Source organism: Brevundimonas sp. KH_058 (assembly GCF_057838505.1).
The window spans coordinates 3188579-3207687 of sequence record NZ_CM174469.1; the positions used below are offsets into that span (position 1 = coordinate 3188579).

Genomic DNA, 19109 nt, shown 5'->3' on the forward strand with positions numbered 1-19109 from the left:
TGGCGCGGACCCTGCTAAGGGATCGGCTGTACCGTGATGCGTGACCACCAGGGGTTTCTACCGAATGCGTATTCTGCTCGCGACCGCCGTAGCGATCGCTCCCTTGCTGGCCGCCGCCGGGGCCCAGGCCGAGATCGTAATCTCGACCGCCCGCACGACGCCGATCCAGACCTCCAACGCAACGGGCACGGCCGCTGAAAACATCCGCATCGCCAGCGGCGGCAGCGTCGCCGTCGCCACGGGCGCCGCCGTCACGCTAGATTCGAACAACACTGTCGATCTGGACGGCGGCAGTTTGATCACCATGGACAAGTCGGCCGACGGCTCGACCGGCATTCTGGTCAACGGCGGCAACACCGGCTCTGTCATCCTCGGCGGATCGATCACAGTCAACGACACCCTCGAAACGGCTGACATCAAGGATACCGACGGCGACGGCAACCTTGACGGTCCCTTCGCCACCGGGACCAACCGCTATGGTGTGCGGGTCACGGGCGCCTCGCCCTTCACCGGCAATATCCTGGTCGAAGGCACAGGAGCGATCGCCGTCGAAGGCAATAACTCCTACGGCCTGTCGGTCGAATCGGCGGTGAATGGCAGGCTTCAAAGCTTGGGCACGGTGCGCGTGACCGGCGAAAACAGCACGGCGATCCGCACGACCGGCCCAATCTCCGGCAACATTGATCTCGCTGGATCCATCTCGGCGATCGGCGCCGGCGCTACTGGCGTATCCGTCGAAGGCAATGTCGGCGGCGCGCTGAAGATTCACTCCACTGTCGTCGCCACAGGTTACCGTTATACGACCCCGCCCCCTGTTCGGCCGGCGACGGGAACTTTCAACAACGCCACGACCCTTTTCCTGGACGAACTGGATTCGGACGATCTGCTGCAGGGCGGCCCGGCCGTGCGGGTGGGCGCAACCGTCGCCGGCGGCGTGCTGCTGGACAAGGCCCTGGCCTATTCCGCCGCTGGCATCGAAGGCGACGACGACGGCGACAGCATCAAGAACGGCGATGAGGACGACGACGGCGACGGCGTGAAGAACCGCGACGATACGGACCGTGACGGCGACGGCATCCCGGACGCCAGTGAAACGGCCGCGTCCATTACCTCTCTCGGCGGCGCGCCGGCCCTTCTGATCGGCTCCGCCACCAACACCGTGACCCTGGGCGCTGTAGGCACGGGCGACGCGGCCTATGGCCTGATCAACCGGGGTGCCATCATCGGCTCCGGCCTCTATTCCGGCGTCGAATCCCGCGCGGTTCAGCTGGGCGTCACAGGAGGGCAAGCCGTCAACGTGGTCGGCGGCGTTCGCAACGAAGGCGGCATCGCCTCGACCGCCGTCGACGCCAACGCCACCGGCCTATGGATCGGATCGGGCGTCACCGCCCCCACGATCAACAACTCGGGCAATATCCAGGCCGTCGCGTCGGGCGTCGGAACCCAGACCGCAACCGGCATTCTGATCGGCGCCGGCGCGAATGTCGGCTCCCTGACCAACACCGGCAACCTCGTGGCCTCGTTCGGCGGCAACCACGGTTCGGCCACAGTCATCCGCGACCAGTCGGGCTCGCTGACCCAGCTCAACAACGCCGGCTCGATCATCGGCTCGCTGACGCCCAGCACGACCGACACCACGCCGGTGAACGGAACCGTCACGGCGATCGATTTGTCGGCCAACACGACCGGCGTCACCCTGCGCCAGTACGGCATCCCCGCCGCTTCGGGCAGCACTGCGGTCGATACCGACAAGGACGGCGTGCCGGACGCGAGCGAACCAGCCATCATAGGCGCAATCAAGCTCGGCTCGGGCGCCGACACGCTCAACATCGAAAATGGCGTCGTCAACGGCGACATAGACTTCGGCGCGGGCGCCGACCGTTTGAACATCAGCGGCGGCGCTATCGTGTCCGGCGCGATCGGGAACGGCGACGGCCTTTTGGACATCAACGTCTCCAAGGGCACGTTGGCCGCCACCCAGACCGGCGCCACGGCGATCTCCAACCTGAATATCGGCGCCGAAGGCACGCTGCTGGTCAACATCGATCCGACCAACAACCGCGCCGGCGGCTTCAACGTCAGCGGCAATGCGACGCTGGCGACCGGTTCGACCCTGGGCGTCCGTTTCACGTCGCTCCTGACCGCGCCGCAACGGTTCAACATCATCACCGCGGGCACGCTGAGCACAGGCCAGATCAACCAGACCCTGCTGTCAGGCAACTCGCCCTACCTCTACGTCGTCGAAGGCGGCGTGAGCCAGGCGACGAACACCGTCTATGTGGACGCACGTCGTCGCACGGCGTCGGAAGCCAACCTGATCCCGGTCGAAGCGTCCGCCTTCGACGCCGTTTACACGGCCCTGGGTTCCAACGAGACCATCCGCAATCTGCTGCTGTCGCAGACGACGCGAGACGGCTTCATCGACGCTTATGAGCAGCTGCTGCCCGACCACTCCGGCGGCCCGCTGATGTCGCTGTCGGCCGGCGTCGATGCCGTGACGCGCGCCCTGACCGGCCGCAATGCGGCCGCCGCGCCCGGCGAAACCAGCGCCTGGGTGCAGGAGATCAACTTCTACGCCGACAAGAACAAGACCGATTCCTACGGCTTCCGCTCGGAAGGCTTCGGCATCGCGGGCGGCGTGGAAAAAGGCACCGGCCTGGGCGCGATCGGCATCTCGGCGGCCTTCACCTCCTCCGATATCAAGGATCCCGAGGCCGAGGCCGAAGAGGTGCTGTCCGCCAATCTGCTGGAACTGGGTCTCTACTGGCGTGCCCAAGGCCAATATTGGACGACCTGGGCCCGTGCGGCCGGCGGCTACGCCTCATTCACGGCCAAACGCTCTCTGGTCGCAAGCGGCGTCTATCTGAACAACAAGTCCGACTGGAACGGCTGGACGGCGGCGGTCGCCGGCGGCGCCTCCTATGAGCGCAACTTCGGCCACCTGAACATCCGTCCAGAAATCTATAGTGAATTCTTCAGGTTGTCCGAAGGCGCTCGCAGCGAGAGCGGCGGCGGCAACGGCTTCGATCTCGATATCGATTCACGCGACAGCCACATCTTCTCGGCTGTGGCGGCGATGAACATCGGCTACGGCTTCGGGCGTAACGGCTGGGTCCGTCCAGAACTGCGCATCGGCTATCGCCAGAACATCTCGGTGGACGCCGGCGACACCATCGCCCGCTTCGCCAACGGCGGCCCTGGCTTCACACTGTCGCCGGACGCCATCAAAGGCGGCGGGCCGATTCTGGGCTTCCGCCTGAACCTGGGCAACGAACTGGGCATGCTGTCGCTGACCGGCGACGCAGAACTGCTGGAAGACTATGTCCGCTACTCGCTGCTGCTGCGGGCCAGCTTCCGCTTCTGATCGAAGTGAAAGCAAGAAACACGAAAGGCCGCAGGATCGCTCCGGCGGCCTTTTTGTTTGGTAGGCGGCGACGGGTTCGAACCGCCGACCCTCTCGGTGTAAACGAGATGCTCTGACCAGCTGAGCTAGCCGCCCCCATGCAGAGACGGGCTTATGCCCGTCGCGCCTCAACCGTTCAAGGCGCTTTTCAAACCTTCCCCGGCGCGAAAGCGCGCGGTGCGGGATGCGGGCCGGGCCACAGCCGCGCCGGTCTGGGGATTGCGGGCGACGCCGGCTTTACGCTCCACCGCGACGAAACTGCCGAAGCCGATCAACTTGACGTCCCTGCCCTGCGTCAAAGCCTCGGCCACGCCGTCGGTGAAGGCTTCCAATGCCGATTTCGCCTGGTCGCGACTTATATTCGCCGCGCTGGCCATTCGGCCGATCAGTTCCGCTTTTGTCATCTGTCCCCCAAGCGAATCACTAAAGGGCAGATCGACGGTTGCGTCAAAAACGAAAACGCCGCCGGTATGCTCACCGGCGGCGTTCCCTACTCAACTTGACGTTAGTGGCTGACGGCGACCGCCGGCCCGTCGAGGGATGGAACCGGCGCCGGTAGCGGCTCCGACGCCTCATCCCATTCCACCGGCGTCAGGGCGCCGACCAACGCCCACTTCAAGGCTTCGTCCGCCGTGGAGATCGGCACGATCTCCAGCGCCGACTTCACATTGTCCGGCACCTCGGCGAGATCCTTCTCGTTCTCCTGCGGGATCAGCACGGTCTTGACGCCGGAGCGCAGGGCCGCGAGCAGCTTCTCCTTCAGGCCGCCGATGGCGGTAACCCGGCCGCGCAGGGTGATCTCGCCGGTCATGGCGATATCCTTGCGGATCGGCACGCCCGTCAGGACCGAGACCATGGCCACGGTCATGGCGACACCGGCGGACGGACCGTCCTTGGGCGTGGCGCCGTCAGGCACGTGGACGTGGATGTCGGTCTTCTCGAACACCGGCGGCTTAACGCCGAAATCGAGCGCCCGCGACCGAACGTAGGAGGCGGCGGCTGAGATCGATTCCTTCATCACCTCCTTCAGATTGCCGGTCACGGTCATGCGACCCCGGCCGGGCATCTTGATCGCCTCGATGGTCAGGATGTCGCCGCCGAACTCGGTCCAGGCCAGACCGGTGACGATGCCGACCTGATCTTCCTCGTCCGTCTCGCCGTAACGGAACTTCTTCACGCCCGCATATTCCGCCAGCTTGGCGTCATCAACGGTGATCGACTTGGCGCCCGTCTTGGCCATCTCGCGCACAGCCTTACGCGCCAGACCGCCCAGGGCGCGTTCCAGCGACCGCACGCCAGCTTCGCGGGTGTAGTAGCGGATCAGGTCGCGGATCGTGTTTTCCGGCACGATCAGCTCGTCGGCCTTCAGACCATGGTCCGTCAGCTGTTTGGGCAGGACGTGACGCTTTGCGATCTCGACCTTCTCGTCCTCGGTGTAGCCCGACACCCGGATGATCTCCATCCGGTCCATCAGCGGCTGCGGCATGTTCAGGCTGTTCGCGGTCGTCACGAACATCACCTGGGACAGGTCGTAATCCACCTCCAGATAGTGGTCGCCGAAGGTCGAGTTCTGGGCCGGGTCCAGCACCTCCAGCAGGGCCGAGGAGGGATCGCCGCGCCAGTCGGACCCCAGTTTGTCGATCTCGTCCAGCAGGACGAAGGCGTTGGTGGTCTTGGCCTTCTTCATCGACTGGATGATCTTGCCGGGCATGGAGCCGATATAGGTCCGGCGGTGACCGCGGATCTCGCTTTCGTCGCGCACGCCGCCCAGCGACATGCGGACGTATTCACGCCCGGTCGCCTTGGCGATGGACTTGGCCAACGAGGTCTTGCCGACGCCGGGAGGTCCGACAAGGCACAGGATCGGCCCTTTCAGGCTGCCGGTGCGGGCCTGGACAGCCAGATACTCGACGATCCGCTCCTTGACCTTCTCCAGGCCAAAGTGGTCCTCCTCAAGGATCTCCTCGGCCTTGGCCAAGTCGATCGGCTTCTGCTTGGCCTTGCCCCACGGCACGGACAGCAGCCAGTCGAGGTAGTTGCGCACCACGGTCGACTCGGCCGACATCGGGCTCATGTTGCGCAGTTTCTTGACCTCGGCCTCGGCCTTGGTCCGCGCCTCCTTGGACAGGCGCGTCTTACGGATGCGCTTCTCCAGATCCATGATCTCGTCGCGCGCGTCGTCGGTCTCGCCCAGTTCGCGCTGGATCGCCTTCATCTGCTCGTTCAGATAATACTCGCGCTGGGTCTTCTCCATCTGGCGCTTCACGCGCGAGCGGATCTTCTTCTCGACCTGCAGGACGCTGATTTCACCCTCCATCAGGCCATAGACCTTCTCCAGCCGCTTGGGCACGTCGAAGGTTTCCAGAAGGCCCTGCTTGTCGGCGATCTTCACCGACAGGTGTGCAGCGACCGAGTCCGCCAGCTTGGAGGCGTCGGTGATCTGGGGGATGGAACTGAGGGCCTCGGGCGGCACCTTCTTGTTCAGCTTCACATAGTTCTCGAACTGCTCGACCACGGCGCGCAGCATGGCTTCGGCCTGCGAGGCGTCGCCTGGCTCGTCCTCGATCTCGACGGCCTCGGCCTCGAAATATTCCTCGCGGTCGGTGAAGCGGGTCAGGCGCGCACGGCCCTTGCCCTCGACCAGCACCTTGACGGTGCCGTCGGGCAGTTTCAGCAGTTGCAGCACCGTGGCCAGCACGCCGATGGGATAGATGGCGTCAGGGGACGGATCGTCGTCGACGCTGTTCTTCTGGGTCGCCAGCAGGATCTGCTTTTCGCCCTTCATGATTTCGTCCAGCGCCTTCACGGACTTCTCGCGGCCCACGAAGAGCGGCACGACCATATGCGGGAAGACGACGATGTCTCTCAGCGGCAGGACGGGAAGGATCTTTGGTTCAGTCATGATGCGTACTCCTGGGCCATTGATCATCTCCGGCCCGCCGCCACGGTCCGCCGGGCAAGAGGCCCGACCGGCGCATGACGGCCCGTCGATTCCGACGGCGTTCGGATGAGTATGTGGTTTGAAAGACCCGCGGTTCAAGCGTCGCCGCGGAACCACCCACATCTGCGTGGGTCCGTGACACGCTCCACGCCCGCTTTACGCCCGCATTATGCGGCGCGGCGCTTTCGACATGGCGGCTTTACGGCCTTCGGGCGTCTTCTGCGGGTCCAAGGAGATGACCCATGAGCCGTTCACACCTGCTGGCGGAATCGCTGAACCGCCCAGCGCCAAAGCCGACCTCCGTGCAGATGGCGATGACCTTCATCGGCGCCCTGTTCGGCGCGCCGATTCACCGGGGGCCGTCGCGATGATGCAGGGCCATGTCGAGGGCGGGGCCGCAGCCCCCGTCCCTCCCCGACGATACAGGGTCGTGCCGCGCGCGAGCGGATGGGCCGTGGCGGTCAACAAGGCCACAACCCGCCCCCTGCCCGACCGCGCGTCTGCCGAACGCCTGGCCGCGCGGTTGCAGGCCGAGGCCGACCGCCTGAACCGCGACCAGCACAGGCGCACGCAATGATTGCGGCGGCTCCCCCATCGCCGCCGGCCATCGAGACCCTGACGATCCAGCCCGTCGGCGCCCGCTGGCGCGTCACGTCCAGCGATGGCCTGTTCGAGGGCGTATTCACCGACGCGAAAAGCGCCGTCCAATGCGCCAGGGCCGAGGCGGAGGCCCACCCCGGTCACATTCTGGTGCTGGGGGATGTCCACCCGACGACCTGACACCTCGAATCGGAAACGAAAAAGGCCAGAGCGATCTCTCGCTCCGGCCTTCGTCTGTATCGCCTTTGGCGGCCCGATCAGGCGGCGCCGTCGGCCTTTTTCTTCGACACTTCGGAATAGATCAGCAGGGGCTGCGCCTTGCCTTCGATGACCTCGGCGTTGACCACGACCTCTTCGACGCCTTCGAAGGTCGGCAGCTCGAACATGGTCTCCAGCAGGATGCCCTCCAGGATCGAACGCAGACCGCGTGCGCCGGTCTTGCGGGTGATGGCCTTCTTGGCGACGGCGATCAGGGCGTCGTCGGTGAAGCTTAGTTCGACATTCTCCATCTCGAACAGGCGCTTGTACTGTTTGACCAGAGCATTCTTCGGCTCGGTCAGGATGGTGACCAGGGCCGTTTCGTCCAGGTCTTCCAGCGTCGCCAGAACGGGCAGACGGCCGATGAACTCGGGGATCAGGCCGAAACGCATCAGGTCGTCGGGTTCGACACCCTTCAGGATGTCGCCGGTGCGACGCTCGTCGATCTCCTTGACCTTGGCGCCGAAACCGATCGAGGCGCCGGCTCCGCGCGCCGCGATCACCTTCTCCAGGCCCGCGAACGCGCCGCCGACGATGAAGAGGATGTTGGCGGTGTCGACCTGCAAGAACTCCTGCTGCGGATGCTTGCGACCGCCCTGCGGGGGCACGGAGGCGACGGTGCCTTCCATGATCTTCAGCAGGGCCTGCTGCACGCCTTCGCCCGACACGTCGCGGGTGATCGAGGGGTTGTCCGACTTGCGCGAAATCTTGTCGATTTCATCAATGTAGACGATGCCGCGCTGGGCGCGTTCGACGTTGTAGTCGGAGGCCTGGAGCAGCTTCAGGATGATGTTCTCGACATCCTCGCCCACATAACCGGCTTCGGTCAGGGTCGTGGCGTCGGCCATCGTGAACGGCACGTCGATGATGCGCGCCAGCGTCTGGGCCAGCAGCGTCTTGCCCGAGCCGGTCGGCCCGATCAGCATGATGTTGGACTTGGCCAGTTCGACGTCGTTGTTCTTCGTCGCGTGGTTCAGGCGCTTGTAATGGTTGTGGACGGCGACCGAGAGCACCTTCTTGGCGTGGCTCTGGCCGATGACATAGTCATCCAGCACGTCGCGAATTTCCTTGGGCGTGGGAACGCCGTCGGTCGTCTTCTTGAAGCCGATCTTGTGCTCTTCACGGATGATGTCCATGCAGAGTTCGACGCATTCATCGCAGATGAAGACGGTCGGGCCCGCAATGAGTTTGCGGACCTCGTGCTGGCTCTTTCCGCAGAACGAGCAGTACAGGGTGCTTTTGGCGTCTGAGCCGGCTGCTTTGGTCATAGACCCTTATCTCACTCCCGCGGGGCGGACCGAAATGACCCGAAACGCGCTTCCCTCACATTGATTCCAGTACTCTGGCTGCGAAGGTCTTCAAAAAATGACAATCACCCATCCCACGTGCGACGACAACCCCGAAGGCGGCAAGGGATTGTTGCAGTGCGTGGATGGATCAGTGTCGGCGGGGATCAAGGCGAATGTCTGACATGGGGATAGTGCAGGATTTGCGCCAGTCCAAGGCCATGGGGCGACCCATCGTCGCGTTCGATTTCGACGGCACGCTGACGATTCGCGACAGTTTCACCGAATTTCTGCGTTGGCGCGCCGGGCCGGGGGCCTGGGCGCTGGGTTTGGTCAAGCTGTCGCCCGCCGTGGCGGCCTATGCGCACGACCGTGATCGAGGACGGATCAAGGCGGCGTCGGTGAAAGAATTCCTGAAAGGCGTCAAGCGCCAGACCCTGGAATCCGAGGCCGAACGCTTCGCCCAGGAGATTTGGCCCCGCTTCATGCGCCCCGATGCGCTCAAGGTCTGGAACGACTGGGGCGAACGCGGCGCCCATCGCGTCATAGTGACCGCCTCTCCCACCACCACGGTGGCGCCGTTCGCCCGCAAGCTGGGCGCGGAGACCCTGTTGGGCACCGAATTCGTCTTCGATGCCGACGACCGAATCACCGGCGATTTCGTCGGCCCCAACTGCCGGGGTGAAGAAAAGGTGCGCCGATTGAAGACCGCCTATGGCGACGACATGACGCTGACCGCCGCCTATGGCGACACATCGGGCGACACGGAAATGCTGGCGATGGCCCAGGAGCCGGGCTTCAGGGTGTTTCGCCAGAAGCCGTGACCGCCGTCAGTTGCCGTCGGCGTCCACGTCGAACACCACGGCCTTGCCCCGCGACGCCGGATCCCAGCCCGCCGCGATTGCCGAGGTGATGGCGGTGCGCACCGCATCGACATTGACCCGCTGCTTCTCGACATCTGGCCGGCCATTGGGTCGCAGGGGCGGCGGGAACTGCACGATGGCTTCGCGCTTGAAATCGACATGGCGCAGGGACACGGCCATGCCTTCCCAGACATTGCCGCCCTTGGGCTGGGGCTGGCGACGAAGCTCCCACTCATAGGTTTCGCCGTCGACTTCGACCGTGCCGCTTGGATCTCGTGTGAACTGCATGGCCGCCTGATAGCACAAATGAAAAAAGGCGCACCGGCATCGGTGCGCCTTTTCCGTTCGATCTTGGATCAGAGTTTAGTTGCCGGGCGTCTTCACGCCGTCGGCGTCGGCCTGTTCGCGCCGGTCATAGACGTGATCCACGATGCCCCAGGCCTTGGCTTCCTCGGCCGACATGAAGTGGTCGCGGTCCAGTGTCTTCTCGACTTCCTCGTACGTCCGGCCGGTGTGGTGGACGTAGATCTCGTTCAGACGCTTCTTGGTGTAGCGGATGTCGGCAGCGTGCAGTTCGATGTCCGACGCCTGGCCACGGAACCCGCCCGAGGGCTGGTGCACCATGATACGTGCGTTCGGCAGGGCGATGCGCTGGCCCGCAGCGCCCGCCGTCAGGATCAGCGAGCCGGCCGAGGCGGCCATGCCCATCACCACGGTCGAGACCGGGCTCTTGATGTATTGCATGGTGTCGTAGATCGCGAGCGCCGAGGACACCTGTCCGCCGGGGCTGTTGATGTACATGCTGATTTCCTTCTTCGGGTTCTCCGATTCAAGGAACAACAGCTGGGCGCAGATCAGCGACGCCATGCCGTCCTCGAACGGCCCTGTCAGGAAGATGATCCGCTCGCGCAGCAGGCGCGAGAAGATGTCGAAGGAGCGCTCGCCACGGCTGGATTGCTCCACCACCATCGGCACCAGGTTCATGTTCATCAGTTCGATCGGATCACGCATATGGCCTTCTCGGATGCAATGGGCGCGATTCAGACCGCGCCCTTCGCTTTAGCATATCGCGTTCACCGGCCTTTGACGCAAGGCAGGTCCGACGATCTCGATCGAAATCCTATTCCCCTGTTTCAAGCTCGGCCGGAGCGGGATCCAAACCTTCTCGAACACGCCGCTGCTGAATGAGCGTGCGAGCGACCGCATTCTCCTGACGCCTGCCATCGGCACGATTGGACGGTGCAGCATACAGAGCGGAGAGATAGTCTCTGTCCCATTGGCTGAGACCATCCACCCCGGCGGGTTCCTTGAACAGGTTCATCACGGTCGATTGATCGCCAAGGTCTGCAGAGGCGTCAATCTGAGCAAGCGAGACCATCGAGGCATAGTCTGCCAGCGCGCCAAGAGGCACGCCGCCGGTCCGGCTCATATCGATTATGACGATGGTCCAGGCCATGTCGTAGCGAATATTGGCGCGCATACGTGATGCGTCGCGTACCCTTACGGCCTTCAACGTCTCGCCGTCCTCACCCAGGATTGTGTCGCCGCGAAGCGCGATCGCTACCGCGCCATTGTCGATGGAGACCGGCATGACGACGTTCCACCATCGAACAGGCGCGTCGGAATTTTGGAAATCGGCCAACGCGTCTCGATTGAGATTGGTGTGGTTGATCGCAGGACGGAATCCCAGCCCTGCCTCTGCGACGAGTTTCTTGGCCAGCGTAGGGCCATCGTTGGTAGCCAGGATAACGACGTTAGGCCTGCAACCTTGACCCCCGACATCTGCCCCGGCGGCGAAAGCGTTTGTAGCGATTCTATCGATTACGAATTGAGCAAATTGAGGCTGCATGTTCGTCATGCTGACGCATACAGGACGGTTCCAACGTGCAAGTGAGGTGCCCCGAGGCGGATCGCCAACCTCGCGGATATAGGCCCGAGCGGCCTCTTCAACTCTTCGCCCCTCGACGATGATCGACTCAAGATCTGTCGGGGCGACACCCCCCGTCGCAGGCTGCTGCGCCGTTTGAGGAGCTGCAGACAGCAGGGCAGCGGTAGCCAAGGCTATGACAAGGCTCATGACGCAGAAACTCCGGCAACCTCTAGATGCAAAAAGGGCCCGCAAGGCGGGCCCTTTCAACTATCAGCAATTGCCGAGCGTTAGCTAGTGTCCCCACCGTAGCTTAGCCCTCGTCTTCGTCTTCCTTCAGCAGCTCTTCCTTCGTGATCGGCGTGTCGGTCACGTCGGCGACGCCCACGATCAGGTCGACGACCTTCTCTTCGTAGATGGGGGCGCGCATCTGGGCGGCGGCGTTGGGGTTCTGGCGGTAGAAGTTCAGGACGGCCTGTTCCTGGCCCGGATAGTTGCGGGCTTCCTGCAGGATGGCGGCGTTCAGCTCCTGGTCGGTGACCTGGACGTTGTTGGCGCGACCGATCTCGGCCAGCACCAGGCCCAGACGCACGCGGCGCTCGGCGATCTTGCGGTATTCAGCCTTCAGATCCTCGTCGGACTTGGCGGCGTCTTCTTCAGGCAGGCGCCCGGCGGTCTTGTCGGCCTCGACCTGTTGCCAGATGCCGTCGAACTCGGCGTCCACCATCTTCGGCGGCAGCGGGAAGTCGTGGGCCTCGTCCAGTTGGTCCAGCAGGGCGCGCTTCAGCTTGAAGCGGGCGGCGCCGGCATACTGCTGGTTCAGGTTCTGGCTCAGCAGTTCCTTCAGCTTGTCCAGCGATTCCAGACCGATGCGGGTGGCGAACTCTTCGTCGATCTTGGCTTCGGCCTCGGCCTTGATGGCCTTCACCTTGACGTCGAACGTGGCCAGCTTGCCGGCCAGATGCGCGGCCTGATAGTCGGCGGGGAAGGTGACCTCGATGGTCTTCTCTTCGCCGACCTTGGCGCCCGTCAGCTGCTCTTCGAAGCCGGGGATGAAGCGGCCCGAGCCGATCACCAGGTCCGCGTCCTCGGCGGCGCCGCCTTCGAAGGGCTCGCCGTCCAGCTTGCCCAGGAAGTCGATCGTCAGTTGGTCGCCTTCGGCGGCCTTGACGGTCTTGCCCTTCTTGTCTTCGTAGGTCTTGGCCTGACCGGCCAGCTCCGTCAGGGCTTCGTCCAGATCGGCGTCCGACGCTTCATAGGTCGGGCGGTCCAGCTTCAGGGTCTTGGGATCGACCGGCGTGAAGTCCGGCATGATTTCCAGGGCCATTTCGTAGGACAGGTCTTCCTGACCGGCGATGACCTTGTCCATGTCGGACGTCAGCTTCATCTCGGCAGGCGCAGCCGGACGGACCTTGGCCTCGTCCAGAGCCTTCTGGCTGGATTCGTTCAGCTCGGCGTTGATGATCTCGCCCATGAACTCACGGCCGAAGGTCTTCTTGACGTGGGCGACCGGCACCTTGCCCGGACGGAAGCCCTTCAGCTTCACCTGCGGGGCGACTTCCTTGACGCGGGCTTCGAGCTTCTCGTTCAGCTCCGCGACGGGAATGGTGACCGCGATCACGCGGCTGAGGCCTTCGTTCGACTTTTCGACGACTTGCATGGCGGAGATTCTGACGCTCTGTGGCGCATGGGCCTTTAGGACGGCCGGCGCGGAATGGATAAAGCAAGAAGGCCGCCCCGTTTGGAGCGGCGCCTCGAAGCCCGCCCTTATGTCGAGAAGGGCCCCAAAGGTCAACGCGGGCGTGGTCGCGACCGGTGGTTTCGCGGCTCAGGCAGGGTTATGTTGGCGATATGAGCCAACCCGCCTCCCCCATCGGCGTCTTCGTCACGCCCGTCACCCCGCTTCAGCAGAACTGCACCACCGTCTGGTGCACCGCCACCAACAAGGCCGCCGTGATCGATCCGGGCGGATCGGTTGATGTCGTTCTGAGCGAGGTTCGGCGGCGCGGACTGACCCTGGACCAGATCTGGATCACCCACGGCCATCTGGACCATGCAGGCGGCGCGGCCGAGATGCAGGAGAAGACCGGGGTCCAGATCACCGGCCCGCAAAAGGCCGACCAGTTCTGGATCGACCGAATCGTCGAGAGCGGCCGGATGTATGGCCTGCCCGACGCGCGCCCATTCACGCCTGACCGTTGGCTGGAGGACGGCGACAAGGTGTCGCTGGGCGAAACGACCTGGGAGGTGCGCCACTGCCCCGGCCATACGCCGGGCCACGTGATCTTCTTCAATCGCGCGACGCGATTCGCTCAGGTGGGCGACGTGCTGTTCAAGGGATCAGTCGGCCGCACCGACTTCCCCATGAGCGACCCCCCAGCTCTGATCCGCTCGGTGATCGAGAAACTGTGGCCGCTGGGCGACGATGTGACTTTCGTGCCGGGGCACGGACCGATTTCGACTTTCGGCGAGGAGCGCCGCACCAATCCGTTCGTCTCGGACGCCGCTTTGCAACAGGCCCCGATCCAGCGTGAGCCGACGGGGCCTGCCTAAGCGATCTACGGCCTAAAATCAGCGGCGCAGGATCATGCCGATGATCACGCCGATGCCCAGCGCATAGAGGGTGGCCTTCATCGGGCTGTCCTGAATGTCTTCCTGAACGCGATGCACCCCACCCGAAATCTTTTCACGCAACAAGCCGGCGTCTTCGCGCACGGCCTGGCGAATGGAGGCGGTTTCGCCGAAGGTACGGCGTTCGCCGCCGGCAAGAATGGCGTCGGCTTCGCGGTCCAGACGCTGCGTCAGATCGTCATCGTCCAGAACGATGTCGTCTGGCGAAGGCGAAGTAATGGGGGTGTTGGTCATGTCGATCTCCGGGTTCGCACAACAAACCGACCGGGCGACCGGTGGTTCCTTTGAACGTCCAGGGCGGGGTCGCGTTGGTTTGGGGCAAGGAGATCATCATGACCTATATCGAACCCACGCCCACCACGCCCCAGCCGGAAATTCAGCCCGAGACCGCGCCTCAACCGGAAATCCAGCCGTCCGACACGCCCGACGAAGTTCCGCCCATGGAACCCGGCGGCGGCGATGAAGGTGATTCCCGTCCTTACGACGCGGCTTGAAGTCAAACCACGAAGACGTTCAGGGGTGTGACAGTAAAACAGGGTTCCGAACGGAACCGTCACCGAGTCACAGGGTTCACTTCAGCAAGCGCAACGGCAGCACTGAAAGGACCCCGATGGACAGCCAGCCCACACGACCCTCCGGCGTTTCCAAGCGAGGTTTCGCCTCCATGGACCCCGAACGTCAGCGCGAAATCGCGCGCAAAGGGGGCGCCAGCGTCCCCAGCGAGAAACGAAGCTTCTCTCAGGATCGCAGCCTCGCCGCACAGGCCGGCCGTAAGGGTGGAGAAGCCTCGCACGGCACCAAGAAAGACGCGGACACGCCTGACGGCGAATAATCCGCTGATGCGATACAAAATAAGGGCGGCGCGTCATCGACGCGCCGCCCTTTTTCTTTGCGTTGTCGGGGCGTCGCGCGATGCGACGCCCCGAGCTGGCTCAGGCTCGAAGCAGAGCCAGGGCGACGCTGGGTTCTGGCGACACGTCGATACGCATCAGCGACCAGCCGGACGCCTTCGCCATGGCCTCGACGGTATCGGGCGTGAACTTGCGCGAGCTCTCGGTGTGGATCGTCTCGCCGCTCATGAAGCGGAACGTCTGATCACCGATATGGGCCGTCGTCGGCGTAACGGCTTGCAGATGCATTTCCATCCGTGACGCCTCGGGATTCCATACCGCGCGGTGCGTGAAGGCGTCCAGATCGAAATCGGCGTCCAGCTCGGCATTGGCTCGAACCAGCAGATTGCGATTGAAGGCGGCGGTCACGCCCTGGCTGTCGTCATAGGCGGCGACTAGGATCGCTGGATCCTTGACCAGATCGACGCCAAGGATGAACAGCGCCCCCTCCTCCAGCATCCGTCGCGCCGCCGCCAGGAAGCGCTCGGCCTCGGCAGGATGCAGATTGCCGATGGTCGAACCGGGGAAGAACCCGATGCGCCGTCCGCGCGGCAAATCGTCCGGCAACGGCGCCAGGTGTTCGAAATCGCCCAAGACCGGCTGAACCTTCAGGCCCGTATAGTCAGCGCGGATACGGGTCGCGGCGTCCAGCAGCGCCGTCTCGCTGATATCCAGCGGCACATAGGCGCCCAGGTTAGGCACGGCATCCAGCAGGATACGCGTTTTCTCGCTGGCCCCAGACCCGAACTCCACCAGCACGGCGTCCGGTCCGAAATCGGCGGTCAGGGCGGCGGCGCTTTCACGCAACAGCGCCGTCTCCTGCCGTGTCGGATAGTATTCCGGCAGGGCCGTGATCTCTTCGAACAGGCGCGACCCCTCGGCGTCATAGAACCATTTGGGCGGTACGGCCTTTTGGTCGCGCGACAGGCCCTCGACCATGTCGCGACGGAATCCTGCGGTCTGCGCATCCTCCTTCGGCGCGACGGCCCTTTGCGGGGCGTCTTCGGCTAGTCTCAGACCCATGAAGGCCCACCTCTGTTGGGGATAGTAGAAGTTCCGATACGTCACGCGGGCATGATCGGACGGCGTCGCGAAGGCCCCGCCGCGCAGCACCATCTGATTGGCCATGAACTTGCCGTTGTATTCGGCGGCCGTGCCGGGCGTCGGCTGAAAGCCGGGGTAAGGCGCATAGGCGCTGGACGTCCACTGCCAGACCTCGCCCGACAGGTTCGAGAAACCCTCGGGCGCAGTCGTCGCCGCATGTTCCCATTCCGCCTCGGACGGCAACCGTTTGCCGGCCCAGCGCGCATAGGCGTCGGCCTCGTAGAAGCTGACATGACGCACGGGCGCTGCGATATCGACCGGAGTGCGGCCGGTCAGACCCATGACCGTCCAGTCGCCGCCGTCGCAACGCCAGTACAGCGGCGCGGTCCAGCCCTGGGCCTTCACCGTCGCCCAGCCGTCCGAAAGCCACAGGTCCGAGCGGGTGTAGCCCCCGTCCTCGATAAACCGTATCCATTCGCCGTTCGTCACCAGATCTGCTGCCAAGGCGAACGGCTCCAGCCAGACCCGGTGCGTCGGCCCTTCATTGTCGAAGGCGAAGCCTGCTCGGCCATGACCGATCGACACCAGGCCCGCGTCGAACGCGACCACGCCCCCGCGCGTCGGCTCGACCGGCCGCTCGCGCGGTTCGACCTCATAGGCGGCCGGGTCGAGCGGCGAGCGCGACATCAGGTTCAACATATCCATCAGGAACAGTTCCTGATGCTGCTGGTCGTGATGCAGACCCAGTTCGAACAGATACCGCTCAAGCCCGCTCGACGGCCCCTGCGCCAGCCAGGCGGCCATGCGTCGATCGATCTCACGGCGATAAGCCAGGACCTCATCGACCGAGGGGCGGGTCATCAGGCCGCGTTCGGCGCGCGGCACCCGCTCGCCCAACGCCTCATAGTAGGAGTTGAACAATTGTTGGAAGCGCGGATCGACAGGCCGATAATCAGGATCGGACGCCAGGATCAGAGCTTCGAAGAACCAGCTGGTGTGGGCCAGATGCCATTTGCCAGGGCTGCAGTCGGCCATGGACTGGGCCGAAAGGTCCTCGGGCGACAGTCCCTGGGCTAAGGCGGGCATCGTCGCCCGAACAGCCCTGAACCGCGCCACGTCCGACGCCGCCCGCGTATCGGGCTCGAAGCGAGCATTCATGTCAGCCGTTCCGTCGCCCCACGACCCTGACCGCGCGTCTCGTCGTTCATGAACATCGAACGTCGGCCGAAGGTCAGGGTTCCCAAGGGTTTGGGCTTATAAACCGGCCGTATTCAGCGCACCGGCCGCCCGCCGTGTCTTGCATATTCCAACCGTGCGATGGTGCGGTTGTGAACCTCGTCCGGACCGTCGGCAATGCGCAGCGTCCGCACCCCGGCATAGAGCTCGGCGAGGGGCGTATCGCCCGACACGCCTGCGCCACCGAACGCCTGGATGGCGTCGTCGATGATCTGCAAGGCCATCTTGGGCGCCGCGACCTTGATCTGGGCAATCTCGGAACGGGCGTTCTTGGCTCCCGCCTGATCCATCATCCAGGCGGCCTTCAGCACCAGCAGCCGGCACATCTCGATATTGGTGCGCGCCTCGGCGACCCGCTGCTCCCAGATCGAGTGTTCGGCCAACTGTTTCTTGAACGCCGTCCGGTTCAGCAGCCGCACGACCATCAGCTCCAGCGCCCGCTCCGCCGCCCCGATCACGCGCATGCAGTGGTGGATACGGCCCGGCCCCAGCCGCCCTTGCGCGATCTCGAAGCCCCGCCCCTCGCCGGCGATCAGGTTTTCAACCGGAACGCGGACGTTTTCCAGCACCACCTCGGCATGGCCGATGGGCTTCTCGTCATAGCCGAACACCGACAGCATCCGCTCGATGCGGAAGCCGGGCGTGTCGACGGGCACGATCACCTGCGACTGCTGGGCGTGGCTGGCGGCGTCGAAGTCGGTCTTGCCCATGACGATGGTCATGGCGACATTCGGATGGCCCATATTGGTCGACCACCATTTGCGGCCGTTGATGACATAGTGGTCGCCGTCGCGCTCGATCCGTGTCTGGATATTGGTCGCGTCGGACGAGGCGACCTCGGGCTCCGTCATCAGGAAGGCCGAGCGGATCTCGCCCGCCATCAGCGGCTTCAGCCAGCGGTCCTGCTGGGCCGCGTCGCCGTACATGTGCAGGACTTCCATATTCCCGGTGTCGGGGGCGTTGCAGTTGAACACCTCCGCCGACCACAGGTGGGCGCCCATCATCTCGGCCAGCGGCGCATAGTCGAGGTTGGTCAGGCCCGCGCCGTGCTCCCCCGGCAGGAACATGTTCCACAGCCCAGCCTCGCGTGCTGCGGCCTTCATCGCTTCCATGACCGGCGGTTGCCGCGTCGAATCCTCGCGCACCTGGGCGAAATACTCGGCCTCGCGCGGGATGACTTGTTCGTCCAGAAAGCGGCGCACGCGGGCGTGCCAGTCCAGGGCGCGGTCGGAATGTCTGAAGTCCATGGCGTTATCCTCTTCCCGTTCGCGCCTCTGCCGGGCGCTCGATACGAAAACGGCGCGGCCCCTGATCGGGAGCCGCGCCGCCATAACTGGTCGTTCAGACCGGCATCAGCGCTTCAGCAGCGGAGCCAGCTTCTGGGCGATCATCATGTCGCCGGCGATCTTCAGCTTGCCCTGCATGAAGGCCATCATCGGATCCAGCTTGCCTTCCGACAGGGCCATGAAGTCATCCCACTTCATGGAGACGGTGGCGTCGGCAGGCTTGTCTTCGTTCGTCACCGTGTTCGGCACCGAGGCGCCGTCGATGAAGATCTTGCCCTGGTCGCCCAGGTCGAGCTTGACGGTCTTGCCGAGGCCGGAGTTGTCGCCGACGGCGCCGCGGATGTGTTCGGTGACTTGTGCGAGATCGGGCATTGGGGCGTCTCCCTATAGGACGTTGTGAACTACGGGTTAGCCCGCATCGGCGGGGGCGCCAAGATCACGTCGGGTAAAGCTCGCGTCACTTCTCCGGATCGCCGTCCCGAAAGCGCCATTTCATCGCCAGCACGCCTGACGCCATCACCAGGGCGCAGGCGTTCGCCACCGTTACAGGCCAGGCCTGCGTCATGACGCCATAGATCACCCACAGGACGAAACAGGTCACCGTCAGGGAATAGGTCTTCAGGCTGACTGACGAGGCGTCCCGCTCCTTCCAGATCTTGATCGCCTGGGGCGCGAAACTGGTGATCGAGCACACGGCCGCCGCCGAGCCGACGACATTGGCGATCAGGTCGCTCACGCGATGATCCGCCACTGAATGTAGAGGTTGTCGCTGGTCATGCCGCAGTCCTTCGCGGCCGCCCCGAA

Annotated in this window: 20 protein-coding genes and 1 tRNA gene; 8 read left to right on the forward strand and 13 right to left on the reverse strand. The window is 64.2% G+C overall.

The window, feature by feature from the left end:
• Positions 1–64: 64 nt before the first annotated feature.
• Entirely contained in the window at positions 65–3364 is a 3300-nt protein-coding gene (locus AC3ISA_RS15750) for an autotransporter outer membrane beta-barrel domain-containing protein (RefSeq protein WP_489178619.1), read from the forward strand.
• Positions 3365–3422: 58 nt separating this feature from the next.
• Here the strand turns inward: AC3ISA_RS15750 and AC3ISA_RS15755 are convergent.
• The 3 genes from AC3ISA_RS15755 to lon all read right to left on the reverse strand — a co-directional run bounded on the left by AC3ISA_RS15755 (position 3423) and on the right by lon (position 6305).
• Positions 3423–3499: transfer RNA gene (locus AC3ISA_RS15755), tRNA-Val, on the reverse strand.
• Positions 3500–3531: 32 nt separating this feature from the next.
• Positions 3532–3807: an HU family DNA-binding protein gene (locus tag AC3ISA_RS15760; protein WP_489178620.1), complete on the reverse strand. Its 276-nt coding sequence runs from the start codon at positions 3805–3807 to the stop codon at positions 3532–3534.
• Between the two features lie 101 nt (positions 3808–3908).
• Positions 3909–6305, reverse strand: coding sequence for an endopeptidase La (lon, locus tag AC3ISA_RS15765; RefSeq protein WP_489178621.1), 2397 nt, complete (start codon positions 6303–6305; stop codon positions 3909–3911).
• A gap of 281 nt (positions 6306–6586) precedes the next feature.
• Here lon and AC3ISA_RS15770 point away from each other — a divergent pair, with 281 nt between their 5' ends.
• From AC3ISA_RS15770 to AC3ISA_RS15780, 3 genes are read left to right on the forward strand one after another with little or no spacing between them, the layout of a single operon-like run.
• A complete protein-coding gene (locus AC3ISA_RS15770; protein WP_372694977.1) occupies positions 6587–6715 on the forward strand; it encodes a hypothetical protein in 129 nt (42 codons plus the stop codon).
• On the forward strand, positions 6712–6921 hold the full coding sequence (locus tag AC3ISA_RS15775) for a hypothetical protein (protein ID WP_489178622.1): 210 nt from the start codon (positions 6712–6714) through the stop codon (positions 6919–6921). Before AC3ISA_RS15770 ends, AC3ISA_RS15775 begins: the two co-directional genes overlap by 4 nt.
• Complete coding sequence (locus AC3ISA_RS15780; RefSeq protein ID WP_489178623.1) at positions 6918–7124, forward strand: hypothetical protein; 207 nt, start codon at positions 6918–6920, stop codon at positions 7122–7124. The genes AC3ISA_RS15775 and AC3ISA_RS15780 overlap by 4 nt, the downstream gene beginning before the upstream one ends.
• 77 nt (positions 7125–7201) lie before the next feature.
• On the opposite strand, the gene clpX is transcribed toward AC3ISA_RS15780, so the two are convergent.
• Positions 7202–8470, reverse strand: coding sequence for an ATP-dependent Clp protease ATP-binding subunit ClpX (gene clpX, locus AC3ISA_RS15785; protein ID WP_159851082.1), 1269 nt, complete (start codon positions 8468–8470; stop codon positions 7202–7204).
• 194 nt (positions 8471–8664) lie between these two features.
• On the opposite strand from clpX, the gene AC3ISA_RS15790 reads away from it, so the two are divergent.
• Positions 8665–9312 (forward strand): HAD-IB family hydrolase, encoded by a 648-nt coding sequence (locus AC3ISA_RS15790; RefSeq protein ID WP_489178624.1) that lies wholly within the window; start codon positions 8665–8667, stop codon positions 9310–9312.
• Positions 9313–9318: 6 nt separating this feature from the next.
• Here the strand turns inward: AC3ISA_RS15790 and AC3ISA_RS15795 are convergent, their stop codons facing one another.
• From AC3ISA_RS15795 to tig, 4 genes are all read right to left on the reverse strand, one after another.
• Positions 9319–9639 carry a hypothetical protein gene (locus tag AC3ISA_RS15795; protein ID WP_489178625.1) on the reverse strand — a complete coding sequence of 107 codons (321 nt, stop codon included), beginning with the start codon at positions 9637–9639 and terminating at the stop codon, positions 9319–9321.
• A gap of 75 nt (positions 9640–9714) precedes the next feature.
• Positions 9715–10362, reverse strand: a complete 648-nt coding sequence (locus tag AC3ISA_RS15800; RefSeq protein WP_135195868.1) for an ATP-dependent Clp protease proteolytic subunit — start codon at positions 10360–10362, stop codon at positions 9715–9717.
• A 109-nt stretch (positions 10363–10471) separates the two neighbouring features.
• Positions 10472–11428: a hypothetical protein gene (locus tag AC3ISA_RS15805; protein ID WP_489178626.1), complete on the reverse strand. Its 957-nt coding sequence runs from the start codon at positions 11426–11428 to the stop codon at positions 10472–10474.
• A gap of 103 nt (positions 11429–11531) precedes the next feature.
• Entirely contained in the window at positions 11532–12878 is a 1347-nt protein-coding gene (gene tig / locus AC3ISA_RS15810; RefSeq protein ID WP_489178627.1) for a trigger factor, read from the reverse strand.
• A gap of 191 nt (positions 12879–13069) precedes the next feature.
• Between tig and AC3ISA_RS15815 the strand changes: the two genes are divergently transcribed.
• Positions 13070–13771 (forward strand): MBL fold metallo-hydrolase, encoded by a 702-nt coding sequence (locus tag AC3ISA_RS15815; protein ID WP_489178628.1) that lies wholly within the window; start codon positions 13070–13072, stop codon positions 13769–13771.
• An 18-nt stretch (positions 13772–13789) separates the two neighbouring features.
• On the opposite strand, the gene AC3ISA_RS15820 is transcribed toward AC3ISA_RS15815, so the two are convergent.
• The gene (locus AC3ISA_RS15820) at positions 13790–14083 is read right to left on the reverse strand and encodes a hypothetical protein (protein ID WP_489178629.1); all 294 of its coding nucleotides are present in this window, start codon (positions 14081–14083) and stop codon (positions 13790–13792) included.
• Positions 14084–14181: 98 nt separating this feature from the next.
• Between AC3ISA_RS15820 and AC3ISA_RS15825 the strand changes: the two genes are divergently transcribed.
• Entirely contained in the window at positions 14182–14343 is a 162-nt protein-coding gene (locus tag AC3ISA_RS15825) for a hypothetical protein (protein ID WP_489178630.1), read from the forward strand.
• Positions 14344–14459: 116 nt separating this feature from the next.
• A complete protein-coding gene (locus AC3ISA_RS15830; protein ID WP_159851068.1) occupies positions 14460–14681 on the forward strand; it encodes a con-10 family general stress protein in 222 nt (73 codons plus the stop codon).
• 100 nt (positions 14682–14781) lie between these two features.
• On the opposite strand, the gene egtB is transcribed toward AC3ISA_RS15830, so the two are convergent.
• The 4 genes from egtB to AC3ISA_RS15850 form a co-directional block, all read right to left on the reverse strand.
• Positions 14782–16941, reverse strand: a complete 2160-nt coding sequence (egtB, locus tag AC3ISA_RS15835; protein WP_489178631.1) for an ergothioneine biosynthesis protein EgtB — start codon at positions 16939–16941, stop codon at positions 14782–14784.
• A 113-nt stretch (positions 16942–17054) separates the two neighbouring features.
• Positions 17055–18266, reverse strand: coding sequence for an acyl-CoA dehydrogenase family protein (locus AC3ISA_RS15840; protein WP_489178632.1), 1212 nt, complete (start codon positions 18264–18266; stop codon positions 17055–17057).
• Positions 18267–18371: 105 nt separating this feature from the next.
• The gene (locus AC3ISA_RS15845) at positions 18372–18677 is read right to left on the reverse strand and encodes an SCP2 sterol-binding domain-containing protein (protein ID WP_372695003.1); all 306 of its coding nucleotides are present in this window, start codon (positions 18675–18677) and stop codon (positions 18372–18374) included.
• 85 nt (positions 18678–18762) lie between these two features.
• Positions 18763–19041, reverse strand: a complete 279-nt coding sequence (locus AC3ISA_RS15850; protein WP_489178633.1) for a SemiSWEET family sugar transporter — start codon at positions 19039–19041, stop codon at positions 18763–18765.
• Between the last annotated feature and the right edge of the window lie 68 nt (positions 19042–19109).

Bases quoted from the DNA above. Each gene is read 5' to 3' on its own strand.
- lon (WP_489178621.1), bottom strand. From the start codon at position 6,305: ATGACTGAACCAAAGATCCTTCCCGTCCTGCCGCTGAGAGACATCGTC.
- AC3ISA_RS15815 (WP_489178628.1), top strand. From the start codon at position 13,070: ATGAGCCAACCCGCCTCCCCCATCGGCGTCTTCGTCACGCCCGTCACC.
- egtB (WP_489178631.1), bottom strand. From the start codon at position 16,941: ATGAATGCTCGCTTCGAGCCCGATACGCGGGCGGCGTCGGACGTGGCG.
- AC3ISA_RS15800 (WP_135195868.1), bottom strand. From the start codon at position 10,362: ATGCGTGATCCGATCGAACTGATGAACATGAACCTGGTGCCGATGGTG.
- AC3ISA_RS15775 (WP_489178622.1), top strand. From the start codon at position 6,712: ATGATGCAGGGCCATGTCGAGGGCGGGGCCGCAGCCCCCGTCCCTCCC.
- AC3ISA_RS15780 (WP_489178623.1), top strand. From the start codon at position 6,918: ATGATTGCGGCGGCTCCCCCATCGCCGCCGGCCATCGAGACCCTGACG.
- AC3ISA_RS15760 (WP_489178620.1), bottom strand. From the start codon at position 3,807: ATGACAAAAGCGGAACTGATCGGCCGAATGGCCAGCGCGGCGAATATA.
- tig (WP_489178627.1), bottom strand. From the start codon at position 12,878: ATGCAAGTCGTCGAAAAGTCGAACGAAGGCCTCAGCCGCGTGATCGCG.
- AC3ISA_RS15795 (WP_489178625.1), bottom strand. From the start codon at position 9,639: ATGCAGTTCACACGAGATCCAAGCGGCACGGTCGAAGTCGACGGCGAA.
- AC3ISA_RS15750 (WP_489178619.1), top strand. From the start codon at position 65: ATGCGTATTCTGCTCGCGACCGCCGTAGCGATCGCTCCCTTGCTGGCC.
- AC3ISA_RS15845 (WP_372695003.1), bottom strand. From the start codon at position 18,677: ATGCCCGATCTCGCACAAGTCACCGAACACATCCGCGGCGCCGTCGGC.
- clpX (WP_159851082.1), bottom strand. From the start codon at position 8,470: ATGACCAAAGCAGCCGGCTCAGACGCCAAAAGCACCCTGTACTGCTCG.
- AC3ISA_RS15770 (WP_372694977.1), top strand. From the start codon at position 6,587: ATGAGCCGTTCACACCTGCTGGCGGAATCGCTGAACCGCCCAGCGCCA.
- AC3ISA_RS15825 (WP_489178630.1), top strand. From the start codon at position 14,182: ATGACCTATATCGAACCCACGCCCACCACGCCCCAGCCGGAAATTCAG.
- AC3ISA_RS15840 (WP_489178632.1), bottom strand. From the start codon at position 18,266: ATGGACTTCAGACATTCCGACCGCGCCCTGGACTGGCACGCCCGCGTG.
- AC3ISA_RS15805 (WP_489178626.1), bottom strand. From the start codon at position 11,428: ATGAGCCTTGTCATAGCCTTGGCTACCGCTGCCCTGCTGTCTGCAGCT.
- AC3ISA_RS15790 (WP_489178624.1), top strand. From the start codon at position 8,665: ATGTCTGACATGGGGATAGTGCAGGATTTGCGCCAGTCCAAGGCCATG.
- AC3ISA_RS15830 (WP_159851068.1), top strand. From the start codon at position 14,460: ATGGACAGCCAGCCCACACGACCCTCCGGCGTTTCCAAGCGAGGTTTC.
- AC3ISA_RS15820 (WP_489178629.1), bottom strand. From the start codon at position 14,083: ATGACCAACACCCCCATTACTTCGCCTTCGCCAGACGACATCGTTCTG.